Origin of the sequence: Paroceanicella profunda (assembly GCF_005887635.2) — a bacterium.
GTDB lineage: Bacteria > Pseudomonadota > Alphaproteobacteria > Rhodobacterales > Rhodobacteraceae > Paroceanicella > Paroceanicella profunda.
In genome coordinates this window covers 106558-123503 of the sequence record NZ_CP040819.1, presented here as the reverse complement: position 1 = coordinate 123503, position 16946 = coordinate 106558, and the positions used below count along the sequence as shown (strand labels likewise).

Sequence of the window (16946 nt, the reverse complement as noted above, 5' to 3'; positions counted from 1 at the left end):
CGGCGCCTGGCTCCGGGCCCTGGCGCTGCGCCTGCTCACGACCGGGGCGAAACCGGCACCGCCTGAGAGGCTATCACCCTGCCGGTGCGGCGAAATACGACCAAGGGCGCATGGCGGCCTCCACCCTTGGTCGTAGGGCCGGGCGCGAAACGCCTGTGCTAGGCTGTCGCACAAAGCCACGAGATACAGGATACTGCCCATGCAACCACCAGCCGTGCACACCGGGAGGAGCCAGGGCATGACCGTCAGCGAAGTTCTCGTCATCGACGATCATCCGCTGTTCTGCGAAGCCCTGTCCATGACCCTGCAGAGTGCGCTCGGCGTCGCGAAGGTGGCCACGGCCTCGCGGCTGTCGGAGGCGCTGGAGATGCTGGCGGGCGGCCTGTCGCCCGAGGCGATCCTGCTCGACCTGAACCTGCCGGACGTCGCGGGGCTGGACGGGCTCATCCGGCTGAAGGGCGCGGTGCCGGGCATTCCGGTGATCGTGGTCTCCTCGATGTCGGACAACCGCATCGTGACCTCGGTGGTGCAGGCCGGCGCGGCGGGCTTCGTGCCCAAGGACAGCCGGCGCGATGTCTTCGTTTCCGCCTTCCGCGAGATCTGGAACGGCGGCTCCTACACGCCCGACGGCTATTGCCCCCCGGCCGAGGCGGAGACCGAGCGCGGCCCGGAAAGCAATGCGGTGGCCCGCCTCGCCGACCTCACGCCCCAGCAGGGCCGCATCCTGCAGCTTGTCTGCGAGGGCAAGCTGAACAAGCAGATCGCCTATGAGCTCTCCATCGCCGAGACCACGGTGAAGGCGCATATCACCGCCATCCTGCGCAAGCTCGGGGTGCAGAGCCGCACCCAGGCGGTGCTCATCGCCCAGCAGGCCCGTTTCGCATCCATCTTGCACCCGCCGACGCAGTAGGGCAGCCTTTCCGCAACAAGGGAGGAAAGGGCTGATGGCCGGACCACTGGTCAGCCCGGGCGAGAGCCTGGAGCGTCAGAACGAGAAGCTGCGCAAGATCACCGCGGCGCTGATGCGGCGCGTCGAGCAGGAGAGCGAGGCGGGCGACCCGAGCTATTTCCACACCCAGACCGCGATGGCGCTGGAGGCGCAGATCCGCGCCCGCACCCGCGACCTGGAAGAGACGCTGGAACTCCTCAACCAGTCGAACGCCCGGCTCTCGGCGGCGAAACTGGAGGCCGAGCGCGCCCGTGCCGACCTCGCCAACGCGCTGGAGGCGGTGCACGAGGGCTTCGCGCTGTTCGACAGCGAGGACAACCTGGTGATGCGCAACTCGCGCTTCTCCATCTCGCTGCCCGACGTGCGCGAGCGCATGGCGCCGGGGCTGCATTTCACCACCTACGTGCACATCGTGGCCGAAAGCCCCTGCCTGGTGCTGCCCGAGGGCATGACCCGCGCCATGTGGGCCGAGCGCCGCGCCCGCGCCCACCAGCAGCGCCACGTGAACTTCAACGTCGAGCTCACGGGGGACCGCTGGATCCAGGTCTCCGAGCAGCGCACGCCCGACAACGGCACCGCCATCCTGCAGACCGATGTCACCGAGATGATCCGGCTGGAGCGCCAGGAACGCGACAAGCTGCTCGACGACCAGTCGCGCCTGGTGCGCGCCACGCTGGACCACATCAACCAGGGCGTGGGCATCTTCGACCGGCGCCACCGCATGGTGGGCTGGAACGACCGGTTGCGCGAGCTGATGCAGCCGCCGCCGCGCCTGCTGCGCATGGGCATCAGCTTCGAGGCCATCGCCGCCTTCTTCTCCACCGACCAGGCCCTGCGCGGCGAGGCGGACCCGGAGCGCCTGCTCGAATGGGTGCGACGCCCGCCCGGCCGCCCGCCGCTGAAGCTGGAGCTGCACCGCGCGAACGGGCTCATCCTCGACGTGTTCTGCCAGGAGACGCCGCAGGCGGGCTTCGTGATCTCCTTCACCGATGTGACCGCCGAGCGCCAGGCCGTGGCTGCCATCCACCTCGCCAACGAGACGCTGGAGGCCCGGGTGCTGGCCCGCACCGAGGAGCTGTCGGCGGCGCGCGACGAGGCGGAGCGGGCCAATGCCTCCAAGTCGCGCTTCGTGGCGGCGGCGAGCCATGACCTGCTGCAGCCGCTCAACGCAGCCAAGCTCTTCATCGCCTCGCTGGGCGAGACCGCGCTCGACGCCCGCCAGCAGGCGATCACCGGGCGCATCGAGAACGCCTTCGAGAGCGTGGAGACCATCCTGGGCGCCCTGCTCGACATCTCCAAGCTCGACGCGGGCGCCGCGACCACCGACATTTCCTCCTTCCCGCTCGACCGCCTCTTGCGCCCGCTCGCCGAGGAATTCCGCGAGACGGCGGCCCGCAAGGGGTTGGATCTGCGCGTGGTGCCCTGCTCCGTGCCGGTGGAGAGCGACCCCTCCTACCTGCGCCGCATCCTGCAGAACCTGGTGAGCAACGCCCTGCGCTACACCCGCACAGGCAAGGTGCTGGTGGGCGCGCGGCGCGAGGGGCGGAGCTTGCGCATCGAGGTGCGCGACACCGGCCCCGGCATCCCGCCCGACAAGACCCGCGAGGTGTTCCAGGAGTTCCAGCGGCTCGACACCTCGCCCGGCGCGCCGCCCGGCATGGGGCTGGGCCTCGCCATCGTGGAGCGCGCCTGCACGCTGCTGGGCCACGGGCTCACCCTCACCAGCATCGAGGGGCGGGGGACGTGCTTTGCCGTCACCGTGCCGCTGGGCCATGCCGCCACCGCGCAGGACGGCGCGCAGGAGCACGGGCCGGGCCCGCTCGCCGCCGACCTCACCGACATGATGGCGCTGATCGTGGAGAACGACGCCGAGATCCGCGTGGCGATGATGACCATGCTGGAGAACTGGGGCGTGAGCCCGTTCGACGCGGCCAATGCGGAGGAGGCGCTCGCCGCCGTCACCGACCTCGGCCTCGCGCCCGACGTGATCCTCGCCGATTACCACCTCGACAATGACGAGACAGGGCTCGACGTGATCCTCGCCCTGCGCGCCTGCTACGGCCATGTGCCGGCGGTGCTGATCACCGCCGACCGCTCGGAGGAGCTGCGCGCGCTTGCCACTGGCACCAACACCCTCCTGCTGCACAAGCCGCTGCAGCCCCAGACCCTGCGCTCGATCCTCGCCTGGATCCAGGCGAGCCGCCTCGCGGTGGAGGCCGCCGCGGGCTGAGGCTCAGGCGAGCGCAGGCACCTCGGCGCAGAACCAGGCCGTCTCGGTCACCGCATGCATCCGCGCGCCCTCGCCGATGAGCAGCGCCTCCTCGAAGGAGGCGCCTTCGGGAAGCATGCCGGTGAGGAGCACTGTGCGGCCCGGGTCGGCGCGGCTCACGAGGTGGACGTCTCCGTCCCGGTCGCGGGACGGGGACGGAAACAGGAAGGCCCCGGACGAGACGGCCAGCGTGTGCGCGGAGCCGACATCGGGTCTGTCGATGCGCACGCCAAGCTCCGTGTCCACCTCGCAGACATGGAGCCCGCGCCGCCGGCCCGCGCGCGATTGCCCGCCCGCGTGGCGGCGCGCCACGATCGGCTCTGGGCATCGGCGGCGTTTCGCTCCATGGTCGGGCGGCGCGTGGGGGCGTGACGCGGGCACCCTCTGCGTGGATCGGGATTGATGCGCGCCGGGTGGCTGCATGGTTGCGCGCACCGCGCGGCGAAACGGCTTGCACGCCCCGCGTGGCGACACCAGATTGCACGCCCCGCGCGCCCGAAGGAAACGCACGCTGCGCGTGGCGGAAACGGATCGCACGCCGCCCCACGGAGGGGGCGCGAGACAGGAAAGGGCCGGCGCATGCATGGCGAATACAAGGTTCAGGGCGGCAAGCTGGTGGTCGCGGACGTGGAACTGCGCGACGGGCGGCTGGCCGATGTGCAGATTTCCGGCGATTTCTTCCTGGAACCCGATGGGGCGCTGGACGACATCCGCGCCGCGCTGAACGGTCTGCCCGGCACGGCCCCGGCGGAGGAGATGGTGGCCGCCCTGCGCGCCGGGCTGCGCCCGGACGCGACGCTGGTGGGCTTCACGCCCGAATCGATCGCCATCGCCGTGCGCCGCGCGCTGGGGGTGAGCCGCGGCTGGCGCGACTTCGAGTGGCAGATCATCGACAGCGGGCCACAGACGCCGGCCATGCATCTCGCGCTCGACGAGGTGCTGGCCCGCGCCGTGGCCAGCGGGCAGCGCGCGCCCACGCTGCGCTTCTGGGAGTGGGAGCGCCCGGCGATCATCATCGGCAACTTCCAGTCGCTGCGCAACGAGGTGGACCTGGACGCGGCGGCGGAGATGGGGGTGGAGATCGTGCGCCGGGTCACCGGCGGCGGCGCGATGTTCGTGGAGCCGGGCACCGCGATCACCTATTCGCTCTACGCGCCGGGCGAGCTGGTGGGCGACATGAGCTTCGCGGACTCCTACGCCTTCCTCGACGCCTGGGTGCTCAAGGCCCTGACCGCCGTGGGCATCGACGCCTTCTACAAGCCGCTCAACGACATCTCGAGCCCGAAGGGCAAGATCGGCGGCGCCGCCCAGAAACGCTACGCCAACGGCACCGTGTTGCACCATGTCACCATGGCCTACGACATGGACGCCGCGAAGATGACCCGGGTGCTGCGCATCGGCCGCGAGAAGCTCTCCGACAAGGGCATCGCCAGCGCCGCGAAGCGCGTGGACCCGGTGCGCAGCCAGACCGGGCTGGAGCGCACCGAGGTGATCCGCCGGATGAAGGAGGTCTTCGTCGACCTCAACGGCGGCACGCCAGGCGACATCACCGCGGAGGAATACGCCGCCGCGCAGGAACTGGCGCGCGGCAAATTCTCGGACCCGGCCTGGCTGAACCACATCCCGTGACCCGGCGCGCTCCGGGGCACGCGCCGCGCCCGGCGATACGCGGCCTCAGCCACGGCGGCCCGTGGCCCGTCGCGCCCGTGGGATCGGCCCGGAGAACGGGCGCTTCGGGTCGCGCTGCCAGCCCGCCACAGCGTCTCTGAGCACGCCGTTCAGGCGTGACACCCCCGGCGGGCTCCTGGCGGCTCAGCGCCGCTTCCCGGCCTCACTCCCCGGCGCCGTAGATCGCGACCCCGGTCAGGGTCTGGTTCACGTGCAGCATGTCGAACTGCTCGCCGTAGGTGTTGAAGCCCACCACCCCGTGGCGGGCGAGAATGCGCGACACCTCGCCCACGGCCTGGCTCTCCTCCGCCTCCAGCCGGCGCAGGATGCAGTCGCAGCCGATGATGGCCTGGGGCGGCTCGGGCGAGGCCAGCCCGCACAGCGCCTGATCGAGATGCGCGGCCATGTCGCCGGCCTCGGCGATGGTGAGTACCAGCCCCTCGTCCACCGGGCTGTAGAAGCGCAGGTCGCCGTTCTCCTCCACCTTCTGGATGGCGCGCACGTGATGGCTGCCGCCGTGGCGGATCACCACCGGATGCGCGGCGAACACCCGGGGCGAAAGCTGCGACGGGTCGAGCCCGACCATCCGGGCATATTCCTGCGCCGCCGGCTCGGCGTTGATCTCGCGCACCAGCCGCTCGCCGGGCAGCGCCTCGGTCACCACCATCTGGGCCGTGGTGGGGGTGAAGTGGTCGAAGCGGAACACCCGCACCCCGCAGCGCGTGCGCACCAGGGTGATCAGCGCCGCGTCGGTGTGGAAGCGCCCGCCCTGCAGCACGAAGGTCTGGCGGAAGTCCATGCCGTCGCCCGCCGAGCCGCCGAACAGCGGCGTCTGCCCGAGGTTGCGCGACAGGGTGGCGATCACCTGGTCCTCCTTGCGGCTGAGCCCGTCGCCGAGGAACATGGCGAACTCGCTGTGCCAGTCCGGCCGCTCGGAGGCGACACGGGCGCGCAGGTCCAGCACGCTCATCGTGGTCTGGCGGGCATCGAAGGCACTGAGATCGGGGATCAGCCGGGTGGCGGCGGTGAAATCGCGGGCCAGGAACCCCGCCGCGGTGATGCCGCCCTCGCCGTAGCCATGCGCGCAGATCTCGCCTGCCGTGGTGCAGCCGACCACGTGCTCGCCGTCAAAGAGCTTTGCCAGCGCGGCCGTAACCGCGCCCCGATCGTATTTCGGTGAAACGAACAACAGCACGAGCGCCATGGGGTCGGAGCCCAGCCGGTGGCGAATCTCGCGAATGGCAATGAATGCGTCGTCCGCGTCGGTACAGGCCCGGCGGACGGAAAGATGGGTGGGACGGCTCGTTTCCGAGCCGTCCGGCGCATCGCACCGCAGAAGCATTGGGCGTTTCCTCAATTTATAGTTGTTTGAAGAAAGCGTAACGCCCGGCCCCGAACCGCACAAGAAAATTACACTGGTGCAGAAGTGTCGGGCCCGATTTACGCGGCCTGCTTCGCGCCGGGGGACGGAGACCTGCAGAAGGCCCGCAATGACCGCGGGGCCGGTGCGGCTGTCACGCCGCCCCGACCCCGCCGCCGACAGGGACCCCTGGTGCCGCTCAGGCCGCCGCCTTCTGCTTGGCGACCTGGCTGGCGATGAAATCCATCAGCGGTGGCGAGAGCACGTCATAGGGCTCCAGCCCCAGCTCGCGCAGCCGGCCGCGAATCGCGTCCATCTTCGAGGGGTCCGTCCCGGTCTCGATGATCGAGGAGACGAAGGCCGCGAAGGTGGGCGGCGACCAGCCCTGCACGTCGGCAAGCTCGGTGTGGAAGAAGTCGAACCCGTAGAGCGGGTGGCCGGTGTTCTCGATGCGCCCGTACATGTGGGCGCCGCAGTCCCGGCAGGCATGGCGCTGGATGGCGGCGGTCTCGTCCACGATCACCAGCTTCTCCGGATGCGCGGTCACGCTCACGTTCTCGCGCGGCGCGACGGCGATCTGGGCGAAGGTGGCGCCCTCGGGCTTCCAGCACTTGGAGCAGCCGCAGACGTGGTTGTGCGCGCAGTCGGAGGTAACGGTCACCTCCACCTTGTCGGTCGCGCAGTTGCAGTGAAGCTTGCCGCCCGAGAACCCGGGCGTGCCCTGCGGCACTCCGTGGTCGACGGAGGGGTGGATCGATACGCTCATGGTCTGACCTCCCTGAAGAACGGGTTACCCCCGCATTGTGCCTTGGCCCGACGCTAGACCCGGGCCGGATTCGGAAGAATTGCCAAATGGTCGTACGACCCTTCCGGCCTTGACAGCAGGGCCGGAGGAGAGGCCTTCGTCCCGCGGGGCGGAGCGCCTGCGGCACATGTCCCGTGGGCCCCTGGCCTTTCCCGCGGCGAAGGCCGCGCACCGGCGGGCCGGCCCGGGCGGCACGTGCCTCTGGGCGTTGGGCCCTGGGGATAACGGCGTGCGACAGCTCGCGTGCGCGGCCTCGCAGGCGTCCCGCGCGCGTCAGTCCGCCACGCGGGTGTCCGGCAGGCAGGTGTCCGCCGCGCAGACGTCCGACACGCAGCTACGCGGCGGATGCTGCTCGACGGTCAGGCCCCCGCATATCGCGGTCCGGGCGCGCCGGCCTTCCCCGACACCAAGGCACCCGCGCAGCCCGAACCGGGGCGCGCGGGGGGTGCCGCGGCTGCCGGGTCGGACCCGAGCGCGCGCCGGGCCGGGCGGCCGCCCGGCGCGGGTCAGGCCGGTGCGGGGGCCGCCCGGGGCAGGTCAGGCCGGTGCGGGGGCCGCCTCGCGCGCCAGCAGGGACTTGCGCAGGGTCTCCAGGTCGCGCTGCAGCGCGATCAGCCGCTCGACGCTCAGCCCCGTGGCCTCATAGACGCAGGCCGGCACCTCCAGCGCCTTGTCCTTCAGGGCGCGCCCGGCCGGGGTGAGGCGGATGCGCACCCGGCGCTCGTCCTGCGCATCGCGGTGCCGCTCCACCCGCCCCGCCACCTCCAGCCGCTTGAGCAGCGGCGTGAGCGTGCTCGATTCGAGCGCAAGCCGGCGCCCCAATTCCCCCACGGTGATGTCGCCGGCGCTCTCCCAGAGCACCACCATCACCAGGTACTGCGGATAGGTGAGGCCCAGCGGGTCCAGCAGCGGCTTGTAGAGCCGGTTGAACGCATGGCCGGTGGAATAGACCGAGAAGCACAGGAACTGGTCCAGCGACGGGAACGCTTCGGTTTCGTGATCGGGCACGGGCATGATCCTTCTCCTGTTCCGGCACGCCCGGAGGGGCCGGGGGCTGTGGCGCGGGTGCCCCCATGCCCGCGTGGCAGGAGGCCCCCCTGAAATATTTCGCACGCGACATGATCGCAAGCTCTTGACCTGCGGGAAAGCGCTGCTATTTATATCGCACACGATATGATCGTGCAGCCGTTTCTCAGCACCCCGGCGCAGGCGCCGGACGAAAAGGACCCGAGCCATGACCACCACCGTTCTCTATCAGACCACCGCCCGCGCAACCGGCGGCCGCGACGGCCACTCCGCCACGCTCGACGGCACCATCGACGTGAAGCTGAGCACCCCGAAGGAACTCGGCGGCGCCGGCGGCACGGGCGCGAACCCCGAGCAGCTCTTCGCCACCGGTTACGCCGCCTGCTTCATCGGCGCGATGAAGGTGGCCGGCCCGCAGGTGGGCACCAGGGTGCCGGCGGATGTCAGCGTCGCGGCGACCGTGGGCATCGGTCCGCGCTCGGAAGGCGGCTTCGGGCTGGAGATCGCCCTTGAAGTCACCCTGCCGGGGCTGGAGCCGGAGGCCGCCCGCACCCTGGTGGATGCCGCACACCAGATCTGCCCCTATTCCAACGCCACCCGCGGCAACATCGACGTGAAGCTCTCGATCGCCTGACCGCTCCTCCCCTCCGGCGGCCCCCGCCGCCGGAGGGGAAAGCCCGCTGCCCCGGCGCGGGCGACGTTCCGTTCCCGCCCCCGGGCGGCCCCGGTACCCTTTGTGTGCCTTCTTGCGGCTCCGGGTGCCGCGGCCATATGGTGCGGTGCAATCGAACACGTCCGAACAGCTGAAGGAATTCCGTCGTGACCTCACGCCTCAACATCATCGTCGCCAGCACCCGCCCCGGCCGTGTCGGCGCCTCCGTCGGGAAATGGTTCCACGAGGTTGCCGCGGCGCACCCCGGCTTCGAGGCCAATCTCGTGGATCTCGCGGAGTTCGACCTCCCGGTCTACGATGAGCCGAAGCACCCCCGCCTGCAGGATTACGCGCACGAGCACACGAAGAAATGGGCTGCGAGCGTGGCCTCCGCCGATGCCTTCGTCTTCGTGACGCCGGAATACAATTACGGCACCACGCCGGCGCTGCTGAACGCGCTGAACTACGTGTACACCGAGTGGAACTACAAGCCGGCGGGCTTCGTGAGCTATGCCGGCGTCTCCGGCGGCATGCGGGCCGTCGAGCATGTGAAGCCGACGCTGAACGTGCTGAAGGTGGTGCCGCTGGTCGAGAGCGTGCTGGTGCCCATGGTCTCCGAGAAGGTGAAGGACGGCGTGTTCACCCCCGGTGACATCCAGGTGCAGAGCGCGAAGGTGATGCTGGACGAACTCGCCCGCTGGACCGGGGCGCTGAAGCCGCTGCGCGGCTGATCCCACCCGCTTCCGGGGCGGCGCGCGGAGCCTCCGCCGCCGTGCCGGAGGCCCCGGGCCTCCCGGCCTGTCGCCCGGGACCGGTGACGTGCGGCCCGAGGCCCGTGCCGCGTCAGCCGGGCCGGTCGGCGGCGGAAGGCTCCCGCTCCGCCATCGCGCGACGGAAGGCGACGAGCGTCTCGTCGCTCACGTGATGCTCCAGCCCCTCGGCATCGATGCGCGCGGTCTCCGCGCTCACCCCCAGCCAGAGCAGGAAGGCCTCCACGGTTTCGTGCCGGAGGCGGATCGATTCGGCCAGCGCCTCGCCTTCCGGGGTGAGGAACACGCCGCGATAGGGCCGGCGTGACACCAGCCCCTCCTCGTCCAGCCGCGCCAGCATCTTCGCCACAGTGGGCTGCGAGACGCCGAGCCGCGCGGCGATGTCGACCTGCCGCGCCTCCTGGCGCTCGCGGATCAGCCCGGCGATCAGCTCCACATAATCCTCCACCAACGCGTTGCGCCGGGCCTCACGGGTCTGGCGGAAGCCCTCGCACTGGGCCTGCGCATCGGGTAGCGGCGCCTCGGGAGGCGGGGCCTGCCTGTGGACCTGTCGCATGCTGGCACCTCTCGTCTGCCGTTCAACCGGGGAGCCTGCGGCCTGCGCCCGCTCGTCCCGCCCCTTCTCGCGCGGATCGCCGGCGATGTCACGTCAGGGATGGCCGAATATAGCCTATTGCATACCTTATGCACCAGTCGTAACCCTGTCGTGTCGAACCGCACCGGAGCCAGCATGTCCCGCACCGAGCACACTGCCCCCCCCCGCCGCGCCTGGCACCTGGCCCGCGCGACCGCAGAGGACGTGCCCAGCCTCTCGGAGGCCCATGCGTCGGTGCGGGTGCCGGTGGGCGGGTCCTGGATGCGGCGGCTCCTCGCCTTCATCGGGCCGGGCTACATGATCTCGGTGGGGTACATGGACCCCGGGAACTGGGCGACGGACCTCGCGGGCGGCGCGCAATTCGGCTACACGCTGCTCTCGGTCATCATGATCTCGAACCTGATGGCCATCCTGCTGCAGGCGCTGGCGGCGCGGCTGGGCATCGCCACCGGGCGCGACCTGGCGCAGGCCTGCCGGGCCACCTATCCGCCGATCATCAACATCCCGCTCTGGCTGGCTTGCGAGCTGGCGATCATCGCCTGCGACCTGGCGGAGGTGATCGGCACCGCGGTGGCGCTGCAACTGCTGTTCGGCATCCCGCTGGTGGCCGGGGCGCTGCTCACCGCGCTGGACGCCTTCCTGGTGCTGCTGCTGATGAACCGCGGCTTCCGCCGGCTGGAGGCCTTCGTGATCGCCCTGCTGGGCATCATCGCGGTCTGCTTCGCGATCCAGCTCGTCGCCGCGGCCCCGCCGCTGGCCGCGGTGCTGGAGGGCTTCGTGCCCTCGGGCGAGATCGTGAAGAACCCGCAGATGCTCTACATCGCCATCGGCATCATCGGCGCCACGGTGATGCCACACAATCTCTACCTGCATTCCTCCATCGTCCAGACCCGCGCCTACCCGCGCACCGAGGCCGGCAAGCGCGAGGCCATCCGCTGGGCCGTCACCGACAGCACCATCGCGCTGATGCTGGCGCTGTTCGTGAACGGCGCCATCCTGATCGTGGCCGCCTCCGCCTTCCACGGCACCGGCCATGAGGACGTGGCCGAGATCGAGGACGCCTACCGCCTGCTCTCGCCGCTGCTGGGGCTGGGCATCGCCTCCACGCTCTTCGCCGTGGCGCTGCTGGCCTCGGGGGTGAATTCCACCGTCACCGCCACGCTGGCCGGACAGATCGTGATGGAGGGCTTCCTGCGCATCCGCCTGCCGCACTGGGCGCGGCGGCTGCTCACCCGCGCGCTGGCGATCATCCCAGTGGTGGTGGTGACATGGCTCTACGGCTCGCGCGGCGTCAGCGACCTGCTGATCCTGAGCCAGGTCGTGCTGTCCATGCAGCTGCCCTTCGCGGTCATCCCCCTGGTGCGCTTCGTGACCGACCGCGGCCTGATGGGCACCCTCGTGGTCTCGCGCGCCACGGGCGTGGTGGCCTGGGCGGTGGCCGGGCTGATCGTGGTGCTGAACCTCAAATTGCTGTGGGATACGCTGGCCCTCTGACAGGCCGGCGGCGCCCGGCACCGGGCGTGCCCCCCCCCACAGGCGCGCCCCGCCGCCCCTTCGCGGCCCGCGGGGCGACCACGCACAGCCGCCGTCACCAGTCCTGCGCAGGGCGCGGCACCTCCCGCAACGGGGAGGTGCCACGGCTTCCGTCTCTCGCGCGAGCGGCGCCGCTCCCGGGCGCTCCGCCCGTCCGGCGCCACGGCCTCAGAAGGTGAGGTCGGTCACCACGCCCACGTCCGGGGTGGTTCCGGTCTCGTTCGCCTTCGCGACTTCGCGGCCGAAGCGCGCGCCGCTGGCGGTGCTGGCCCAGGCGCGGCCGCTGGCCGGGCGCAGGCGCAGCAGGGCGAGCTCCGGGTCGTCGCGCCCCTCGGGGTACCAGGCGGCAACGGCGGGAGACCAGAAACGGTCCACGTGTTCGCGCGACTCCGTCTCCTCCAGCTTGCCCTCGATGCAGGCGTAGTAGTCCGCGCCCTCGCCCATCAGGCACATGTGCACGTGGGCTCCGCCGCGCGACTGGCGGGCGATGTCGGAATCGCGGGTGGCGAAGAACCAGATCGCGCCCTCCTCGGGGGCGGCCATCGGGGTCATCGGCTGCATGTGGTGGCCGGCATCCGGCGCGCCCAGCATCACGGCGCGGCTCTCGCCGAGCTGGCTCCAGAAACCGGCCTGCGGATCGGACTTGATACGTTCGAGATCTGCCATGGGATGTCTCCTTTCGTTTCGCCGAACCAACACGGGCGGGCCGCCGGACGTTCCCTTGCAGCGCCCGGATCCGCGTTCACGGCTGCGTGCGCAGGCCCTTGAAACCCGCCGGCCTCCCCCGGAAACCGACCCATGCGATTTCCCGGACCCGGTACGGTCTCGCGGCCCTCATCCCGCCAACCACCCCGCGCCAGCGCGAACACCTGCCAAGGGGAGAATCGGCCACCCCCGCGCCCCGGCGCGCCTCAAGTCCCCGGGCGGGAGGCAGGTGCGGCGGCGGGCGAGGGCATCGCCTCCCGGACCGAGGCGTTCCGGGGGGTACCGCCCATCGCCCCGCGGCGTCGGCGCGGCTGTTGCGCTGCAAGACGGGGCTTGAGCCCGCGCGAGATCCGCGCCATTCTGACGGCTCGCCAGAGTTTTCGCACGGCAGCTCAAGGGGTTCGCTCCGCCGGGCCCCGGATGGGGCGACAGCACGTGGCCGGTCCGGCGCCGGAGCTGTCGACGGCCTCTTGTGCACTGCCGCGCGGCGCGCAGGCCCGCCCCATGTCCAGGCCCCGCCCGTGGAGCCGAACCCGTCCGAGGACCCAGAGATGACCGCTTCCGCCCGCGGCGCCGCCACGGCGCATCCCCTGCTGCTGACCCTGGCGCTCGCGGTCGGCGGCTTTGCCATCGGCACCACGGAATTCGCCGCGATGAGCCTGCTGCCGTTCTACGCCCGCGACTTCGGCATCGACGAACCCACCGCCGGCACCGCCATCAGCGCCTATGCGCTCGGGGTCTGCGTCGGCGCGCCGGTGATCGCGGTGCTGGCGGCGAAGCTCTCGCGCCGGGTGCTGCTGATCGGGCTGATGACGCTCTTCGCCCTCGGCAACGGGCTGAGCGCGCTGGCGCCGAGCTACGGCGTGCTCGTGGCCTTCCGCTTCCTCTCCGGCCTGCCGCACGGCGCCTATTTTGGCGTGGCGGCGCTGATGGCCGCCTCGCTCGTGCCGCCGAACAGGCGCGCCCAGGCGATGGGGCGGGTGATGCTGGGGCTCACCATCGCCACCACGGTGGGCGTGCCGCTGGCCAATGCCATCGGCCAGGTGGCGGGCTGGCGCTCGGGCTTCGTCATCGTGGCCGGCCTCGCGGCGCTGACGGCGACGCTGATCGCGATCTATGCCCCGCATGACCGGCCGCAGGCGGGCGCCAGCCCGCTGCGCGAGCTCGGCGCCCTGGGGCGCCGGCAGGTCTGGCTCACGCTGGGGATCGGGGCGGTGGGCTTCGGCGGCATCTTCGCGGTCTACACCTATCTCGGCTCCACGCTCATCAACTACACCCATGCCTCCCCCGCCGCGCTGCCGGCGATGCTGGCGCTGTTCGGTCTGGGGATGACGGTGGGCACCATCGTCTGCGCCCGGGCCGCCGACCGGGCGATGATGCCGGCCATTGCCATCACCCTTCTGGTGAACGCGGCGGCGCTGATGACCTTCTCCGTCACCGCCGGATCGGTGTGGAGCATGGCGCCGGTGGTCTTCGTGATCGGCTGCGGCGGCGGGCTCTCGACCATGCTGCAGGCCCGGCTGATGAGCGTGGCGGCGGAGGCCCAGACCCTGGCCGCCGCCCTCAACCACAGCGCCTTCAACATCGCCAACGCGATCGGCCCCTGGCTGGGCGGCATCGCCATCGCCGGCGGGCTGGGCTGGCCCTCCATCGGCTGGGTCGGCGCCTGCCTCGCGCTCGGCGGACTGGGGCTCTGGGCGGTGACACTGGCGGATTCCCGCCGAAATCCCGCGGCGGCCTGATCGGCCGCCGTCCGGTATCCGAAGCCCTGCGCACGCGGCCCTTGCTGCACTGCGGCAGCCGCGCGGCGCCCGGGCGTACGCAACCACCCGCCGGGGGCGGTCAGCGGGGTTCCGCCCAGGGGCTGGACATATCGCCGCACCGACCCACCTGAGGAAGTACACGGCCGGGCGCGCCTGCCCGATGCCGCGTTCTCGAAGCAGCCAGGGATCTCCCGCATGTACAGATCAATCGTCTCAATTCTAGTCCTGATCCTGGGGGTGGTTCTCGCCATCGGCGGGGCCTGGCTCGCCTGGCTCGGGGGGTCGTGGTTCTACATGCCGCTCGGGGTGGTTCTGGCAATTTCCGGCGGGCTGTTCATGGCGCGCGCGCCCTCGGCGCTGGCGCTCTACGGCCTGGCCCTGCTGGGCACGCTGGCCTGGTCGATCTGGGAGGTCGGGTTCGACTGGTGGGCGCTGGCCCCGCGCGGCGCGCTGCTGGTGGTCTTCGGCATCCTGATGCTGATCCCGGCCATCGCCATCCGCCTCGCCGGCCGCGGCGCGGAGGCCCGCTCGGGCCAGGGCGCTGCCGGCGGCTTCCTCGCCCTGTCGCTGCTGGTGAGCGCCGGTGTCGCGGGCTATGCCGTGAGCATCGACCCGCATGATACCGCGGGCGCCTTTCCCAACGAGCGCATGAACGCCCGGGCGGAGGTGGAGACCGGCGGCGTGCCGGACGGCGAGTGGCAGGCCTATGGCCGCACCTCCTACGGCCGGCGCTATTCCCCGCTGGACCAGATCACCCCCGGCAATGTGGACCAGCTGGAAGTGGCCTGGACCTATCACACCGGCCAGGAACGCACCGGCGCGGACCCGGTGGAGACGACCTACGAGGTCACCCCGCTGGTCTTCGACGACACGATGTATGTCTGCACGCCTTTCTCCACCGTCATCGCGCTGGACCCGGAGACCGGCCAGGAGAAATGGCGCTTCGACCCCGAGCTGAAGAAGCCGCCGCGCCAGACCACGCAGCACATGACCTGCCGCGGGGTCTCCTATTTCGACGGCAGCCGCGCCCCGGCCCCCGCCGCCGCGGCCACCACCACCGGGCCCGACGCCGCCGCGAACACGGGCGCCACCGCGGACACGGAGACAGGCACCGCCGCGCCGCAGGCCGCTGACAGCGCCGCCCCGCAGGACGAGGCCTCCGCCCTCGCGGAAAGCGACACCGAGGTGACCACCCAGGCCGCCGGCGTGCCGCAGAACGTGGTGACCGGCAACGCGAAGCCGGGCGACCCGAACCCGCAGATCGCACGAGACCGCCCCGGCACCCCGGGCAGCGACGCCTCCTGCGTGAAGCGCCTGTTCGTGCCCACCTCCGATGGCCGCCTGATCGCGATCAGCGCGCAGACCGGCGAGATCTGCCCGGGTTTCGGCGGCGCCGACGGCACGGTGAACCTCTGGGCGAACATGCCCAACGTCACCCCCGGCTCGGCCTATTCCACCTCGCCCCCGCTGATCACCGACCACCTGATCGTGGTGGGCGGCACGGTGAACGACAACGTCTCGGCCACCTCGCCCTCCGGCGTGATCCGCGCCTTCGACATCAACACCGGCGCGCTGGTGTGGAACTTCGATTCGAAGAACCCCGACAGCACCACCCCCATCGCCGATGGCGAGACCTACTCCGAGAACGCGCCCAACTCCTGGAGCGTGTCCTCCTACGACCCCGAGCTGGGCCTGATCTACGTGCCGATGGGCAACCAGAGCCCGGACCAGTTCGGCGGCAACCGTTCGGACGCGGTGGAGCGCTTCTCCTCCTCCGTCACCGCGCTGGACGCGGAAACCGGCCAGGTGCGCTGGGTGTACCAGACCGTCCACCACGACCTGTGGGACATGGACGTGCCGGCCCAGCCCAGCCTGATCGACCTCACCATCGACGGCGCCACCGTGCCCGCGCTGGTGCAGCCCACCAAGCAGGGCGAGGTGTTCGTGCTGAACCGCGAGACCGGTGAGCCGGTGCTGCCCGTGACGGAGGTTCCCGCCCCCGAGGGCGCCGTGACAGGCGATTTCAGCGCCCCGACCCAGCCGGTCTCCACCGTCAGCTTCAACCCGCCGAAGCTCACCGAAGCCGACATGTGGGGCGCCACCCCGGTGGACCAGCTCTACTGCCGCATCCGCTTCCACGAGCTCACCTATGACGGCCGCTACACGCCGCCCAGCCTGAGCGGCTCCATCGTCTACCCCGGCAATTTCGGCACCTTCAACTGGGGCGCCGTGGCGGTGGACCCGGAGCGGCAGATGATGTTCGCCATGCCGGTCTACCTCGCCTTCACCTCGAAGCTGATCGAGCGGCCGGACGAGACCGAGCGCATGGTCACGAAGGATGGCGAGCCGGTGTTCAACGAGAACTTCGGCGCGCGCTACGCCTCCGAGATGGGTGCCTTCACCTCGCCGCTGGGCCTGCCCTGCCAGCAGCCGCCCTGGGGCTACGTGGCCGGGGTCGACCTCACCACCGGCAAGACCGTCTACGAGCACCGCAACGGCACGGTGCGTGACCTGTCGCCCCTCCCGCTGCCCTTCAAGATGGGCGTGCCGGGCATCGGCGGCCCGATCGTGACGCGCGGCGGCGTGGCCTTCCTCTCCGGCACGATGGACTACTACGTGCGCGGCTACGACATGCAGACGGGCCGCGAACTGTGGCGCGCCCGCCTGCCCTCCGGCGGCCAGGCCACGCCTTCCACCTACATGGGCAAGGACGGCCGGCAGTACCTCGTCGTCGTCGCCGGCGGCCACGGCTCCACCGGCACCAAGGCAGGCGATTCGATCATCGCCTACGCCCTGCCGAAGGGGACCTGAGGCCCCGGACGCGGCCCCCCCCCGGGGCCGCGCCCATCCC

At 71.1% G+C, this 16946-nt stretch carries 14 protein-coding genes; 8 read left to right on the top strand and 6 right to left on the bottom strand.

Going from position 1 to position 16946, the window contains the following annotated elements; translation table 11 throughout:
- Positions 1–238 precede the first annotated feature (238 nt).
- Together FDP22_RS18585 and FDP22_RS18580 are read left to right on the top strand one after the other, a co-directional pair.
- The gene (locus FDP22_RS18585; protein ID WP_138573802.1) at positions 239–910 is read left to right on the top strand and encodes a response regulator; all 672 of its coding nucleotides are present in this window, start codon (positions 239–241) and stop codon (positions 908–910) included.
- 34 nt (positions 911–944) lie between these two features.
- The gene (locus FDP22_RS18580; RefSeq protein WP_138573804.1) at positions 945–3179 is read left to right on the top strand and encodes a hybrid sensor histidine kinase/response regulator; all 2235 of its coding nucleotides are present in this window, start codon (positions 945–947) and stop codon (positions 3177–3179) included.
- A 3-nt stretch (positions 3180–3182) separates the two neighbouring features.
- On the opposite strand, the gene FDP22_RS18575 is transcribed toward FDP22_RS18580, so the two are convergent.
- Positions 3183–3446, bottom strand: a complete 264-nt coding sequence (locus tag FDP22_RS18575; protein ID WP_138573806.1) for a hypothetical protein — start codon at positions 3444–3446, stop codon at positions 3183–3185.
- Between the two features lie 351 nt (positions 3447–3797).
- Here FDP22_RS18575 and lplAB point away from each other — a divergent pair, with 351 nt between their 5' ends.
- Positions 3798–4847 (top strand): lipoate-protein ligase LplAB, encoded by a 1050-nt coding sequence (gene lplAB, locus FDP22_RS18570; protein WP_138573808.1) that lies wholly within the window; start codon positions 3798–3800, stop codon positions 4845–4847.
- A 202-nt stretch (positions 4848–5049) separates the two neighbouring features.
- Here lplAB and FDP22_RS18565 read toward each other — a convergent pair whose 3' ends face one another.
- From FDP22_RS18565 to FDP22_RS18555, 3 genes are all read right to left on the bottom strand, one after another.
- Positions 5050–6228 (bottom strand): FIST N-terminal domain-containing protein, encoded by a 1179-nt coding sequence (locus FDP22_RS18565; RefSeq protein WP_138573810.1) that lies wholly within the window; start codon positions 6226–6228, stop codon positions 5050–5052.
- 217 nt (positions 6229–6445) lie between these two features.
- The gene (gene gfa / locus FDP22_RS18560) at positions 6446–7012 is read right to left on the bottom strand and encodes an S-(hydroxymethyl)glutathione synthase (RefSeq protein ID WP_138573812.1); all 567 of its coding nucleotides are present in this window, start codon (positions 7010–7012) and stop codon (positions 6446–6448) included.
- Positions 7013–7588: 576 nt separating this feature from the next.
- Complete coding sequence (locus FDP22_RS18555) at positions 7589–8065, bottom strand: MarR family winged helix-turn-helix transcriptional regulator (RefSeq protein WP_138573814.1); 477 nt, start codon at positions 8063–8065, stop codon at positions 7589–7591.
- A gap of 220 nt (positions 8066–8285) precedes the next feature.
- Between FDP22_RS18555 and FDP22_RS18550 the strand changes: the two genes are divergently transcribed.
- Together FDP22_RS18550 and FDP22_RS18545 are read left to right on the top strand one after the other, a co-directional pair.
- Positions 8286–8711 (top strand): organic hydroperoxide resistance protein, encoded by a 426-nt coding sequence (locus FDP22_RS18550; RefSeq protein ID WP_138573816.1) that lies wholly within the window; start codon positions 8286–8288, stop codon positions 8709–8711.
- A 185-nt stretch (positions 8712–8896) separates the two neighbouring features.
- Positions 8897–9460, top strand: coding sequence for an NADPH-dependent FMN reductase (locus tag FDP22_RS18545; protein WP_138573818.1), 564 nt, complete (start codon positions 8897–8899; stop codon positions 9458–9460).
- 112 nt (positions 9461–9572) lie between these two features.
- Here FDP22_RS18545 and mntR read toward each other — a convergent pair whose 3' ends face one another.
- Positions 9573–10055 carry a manganese-binding transcriptional regulator MntR gene (mntR, locus tag FDP22_RS18540; RefSeq protein WP_138573820.1) on the bottom strand — a complete coding sequence of 161 codons (483 nt, stop codon included), beginning with the start codon at positions 10053–10055 and terminating at the stop codon, positions 9573–9575.
- 174 nt (positions 10056–10229) lie between these two features.
- Here mntR and FDP22_RS18535 point away from each other — a divergent pair, with 174 nt between their 5' ends.
- The gene (locus FDP22_RS18535; RefSeq protein WP_138573822.1) at positions 10230–11588 is read left to right on the top strand and encodes an Nramp family divalent metal transporter; all 1359 of its coding nucleotides are present in this window, start codon (positions 10230–10232) and stop codon (positions 11586–11588) included.
- Positions 11589–11795: 207 nt separating this feature from the next.
- On the opposite strand, the gene FDP22_RS18530 is transcribed toward FDP22_RS18535, so the two are convergent.
- On the bottom strand, positions 11796–12293 hold the full coding sequence (locus FDP22_RS18530; protein ID WP_138573824.1) for a pyridoxamine 5'-phosphate oxidase family protein: 498 nt from the start codon (positions 12291–12293) through the stop codon (positions 11796–11798).
- Positions 12294–12883: 590 nt separating this feature from the next.
- Between FDP22_RS18530 and FDP22_RS18525 the strand changes: the two genes are divergently transcribed.
- On the top strand, positions 12884–14074 hold the full coding sequence (locus FDP22_RS18525) for an MFS transporter (protein ID WP_138573826.1): 1191 nt from the start codon (positions 12884–12886) through the stop codon (positions 14072–14074).
- Positions 14075–14290: 216 nt separating this feature from the next.
- Complete coding sequence (locus FDP22_RS18520) at positions 14291–16906, top strand: outer membrane protein assembly factor BamB family protein (protein WP_138573828.1); 2616 nt, start codon at positions 14291–14293, stop codon at positions 16904–16906.
- Positions 16907–16946 lie beyond the last annotated feature (40 nt).

Bases quoted from the DNA above. Each gene is read 5' to 3' on its own strand.
- FDP22_RS18580 (WP_138573804.1), top strand. From the start codon at position 945: ATGGCCGGACCACTGGTCAGCCCGGGCGAGAGCCTGGAGCGTCAGAAC.
- mntR (WP_138573820.1), bottom strand. From the start codon at position 10,055: ATGCGACAGGTCCACAGGCAGGCCCCGCCTCCCGAGGCGCCGCTACCC.
- FDP22_RS18555 (WP_138573814.1), bottom strand. From the start codon at position 8,065: ATGCCCGTGCCCGATCACGAAACCGAAGCGTTCCCGTCGCTGGACCAG.
- FDP22_RS18530 (WP_138573824.1), bottom strand. From the start codon at position 12,293: ATGGCAGATCTCGAACGTATCAAGTCCGATCCGCAGGCCGGTTTCTGG.
- FDP22_RS18525 (WP_138573826.1), top strand. From the start codon at position 12,884: ATGACCGCTTCCGCCCGCGGCGCCGCCACGGCGCATCCCCTGCTGCTG.
- FDP22_RS18565 (WP_138573810.1), bottom strand. From the start codon at position 6,228: ATGCTTCTGCGGTGCGATGCGCCGGACGGCTCGGAAACGAGCCGTCCC.
- FDP22_RS18520 (WP_138573828.1), top strand. From the start codon at position 14,291: ATGTACAGATCAATCGTCTCAATTCTAGTCCTGATCCTGGGGGTGGTT.
- lplAB (WP_138573808.1), top strand. From the start codon at position 3,798: ATGCATGGCGAATACAAGGTTCAGGGCGGCAAGCTGGTGGTCGCGGAC.
- FDP22_RS18585 (WP_138573802.1), top strand. From the start codon at position 239: ATGACCGTCAGCGAAGTTCTCGTCATCGACGATCATCCGCTGTTCTGC.
- gfa (WP_138573812.1), bottom strand. From the start codon at position 7,012: ATGAGCGTATCGATCCACCCCTCCGTCGACCACGGAGTGCCGCAGGGC.
- FDP22_RS18550 (WP_138573816.1), top strand. From the start codon at position 8,286: ATGACCACCACCGTTCTCTATCAGACCACCGCCCGCGCAACCGGCGGC.
- FDP22_RS18535 (WP_138573822.1), top strand. From the start codon at position 10,230: ATGTCCCGCACCGAGCACACTGCCCCCCCCCGCCGCGCCTGGCACCTG.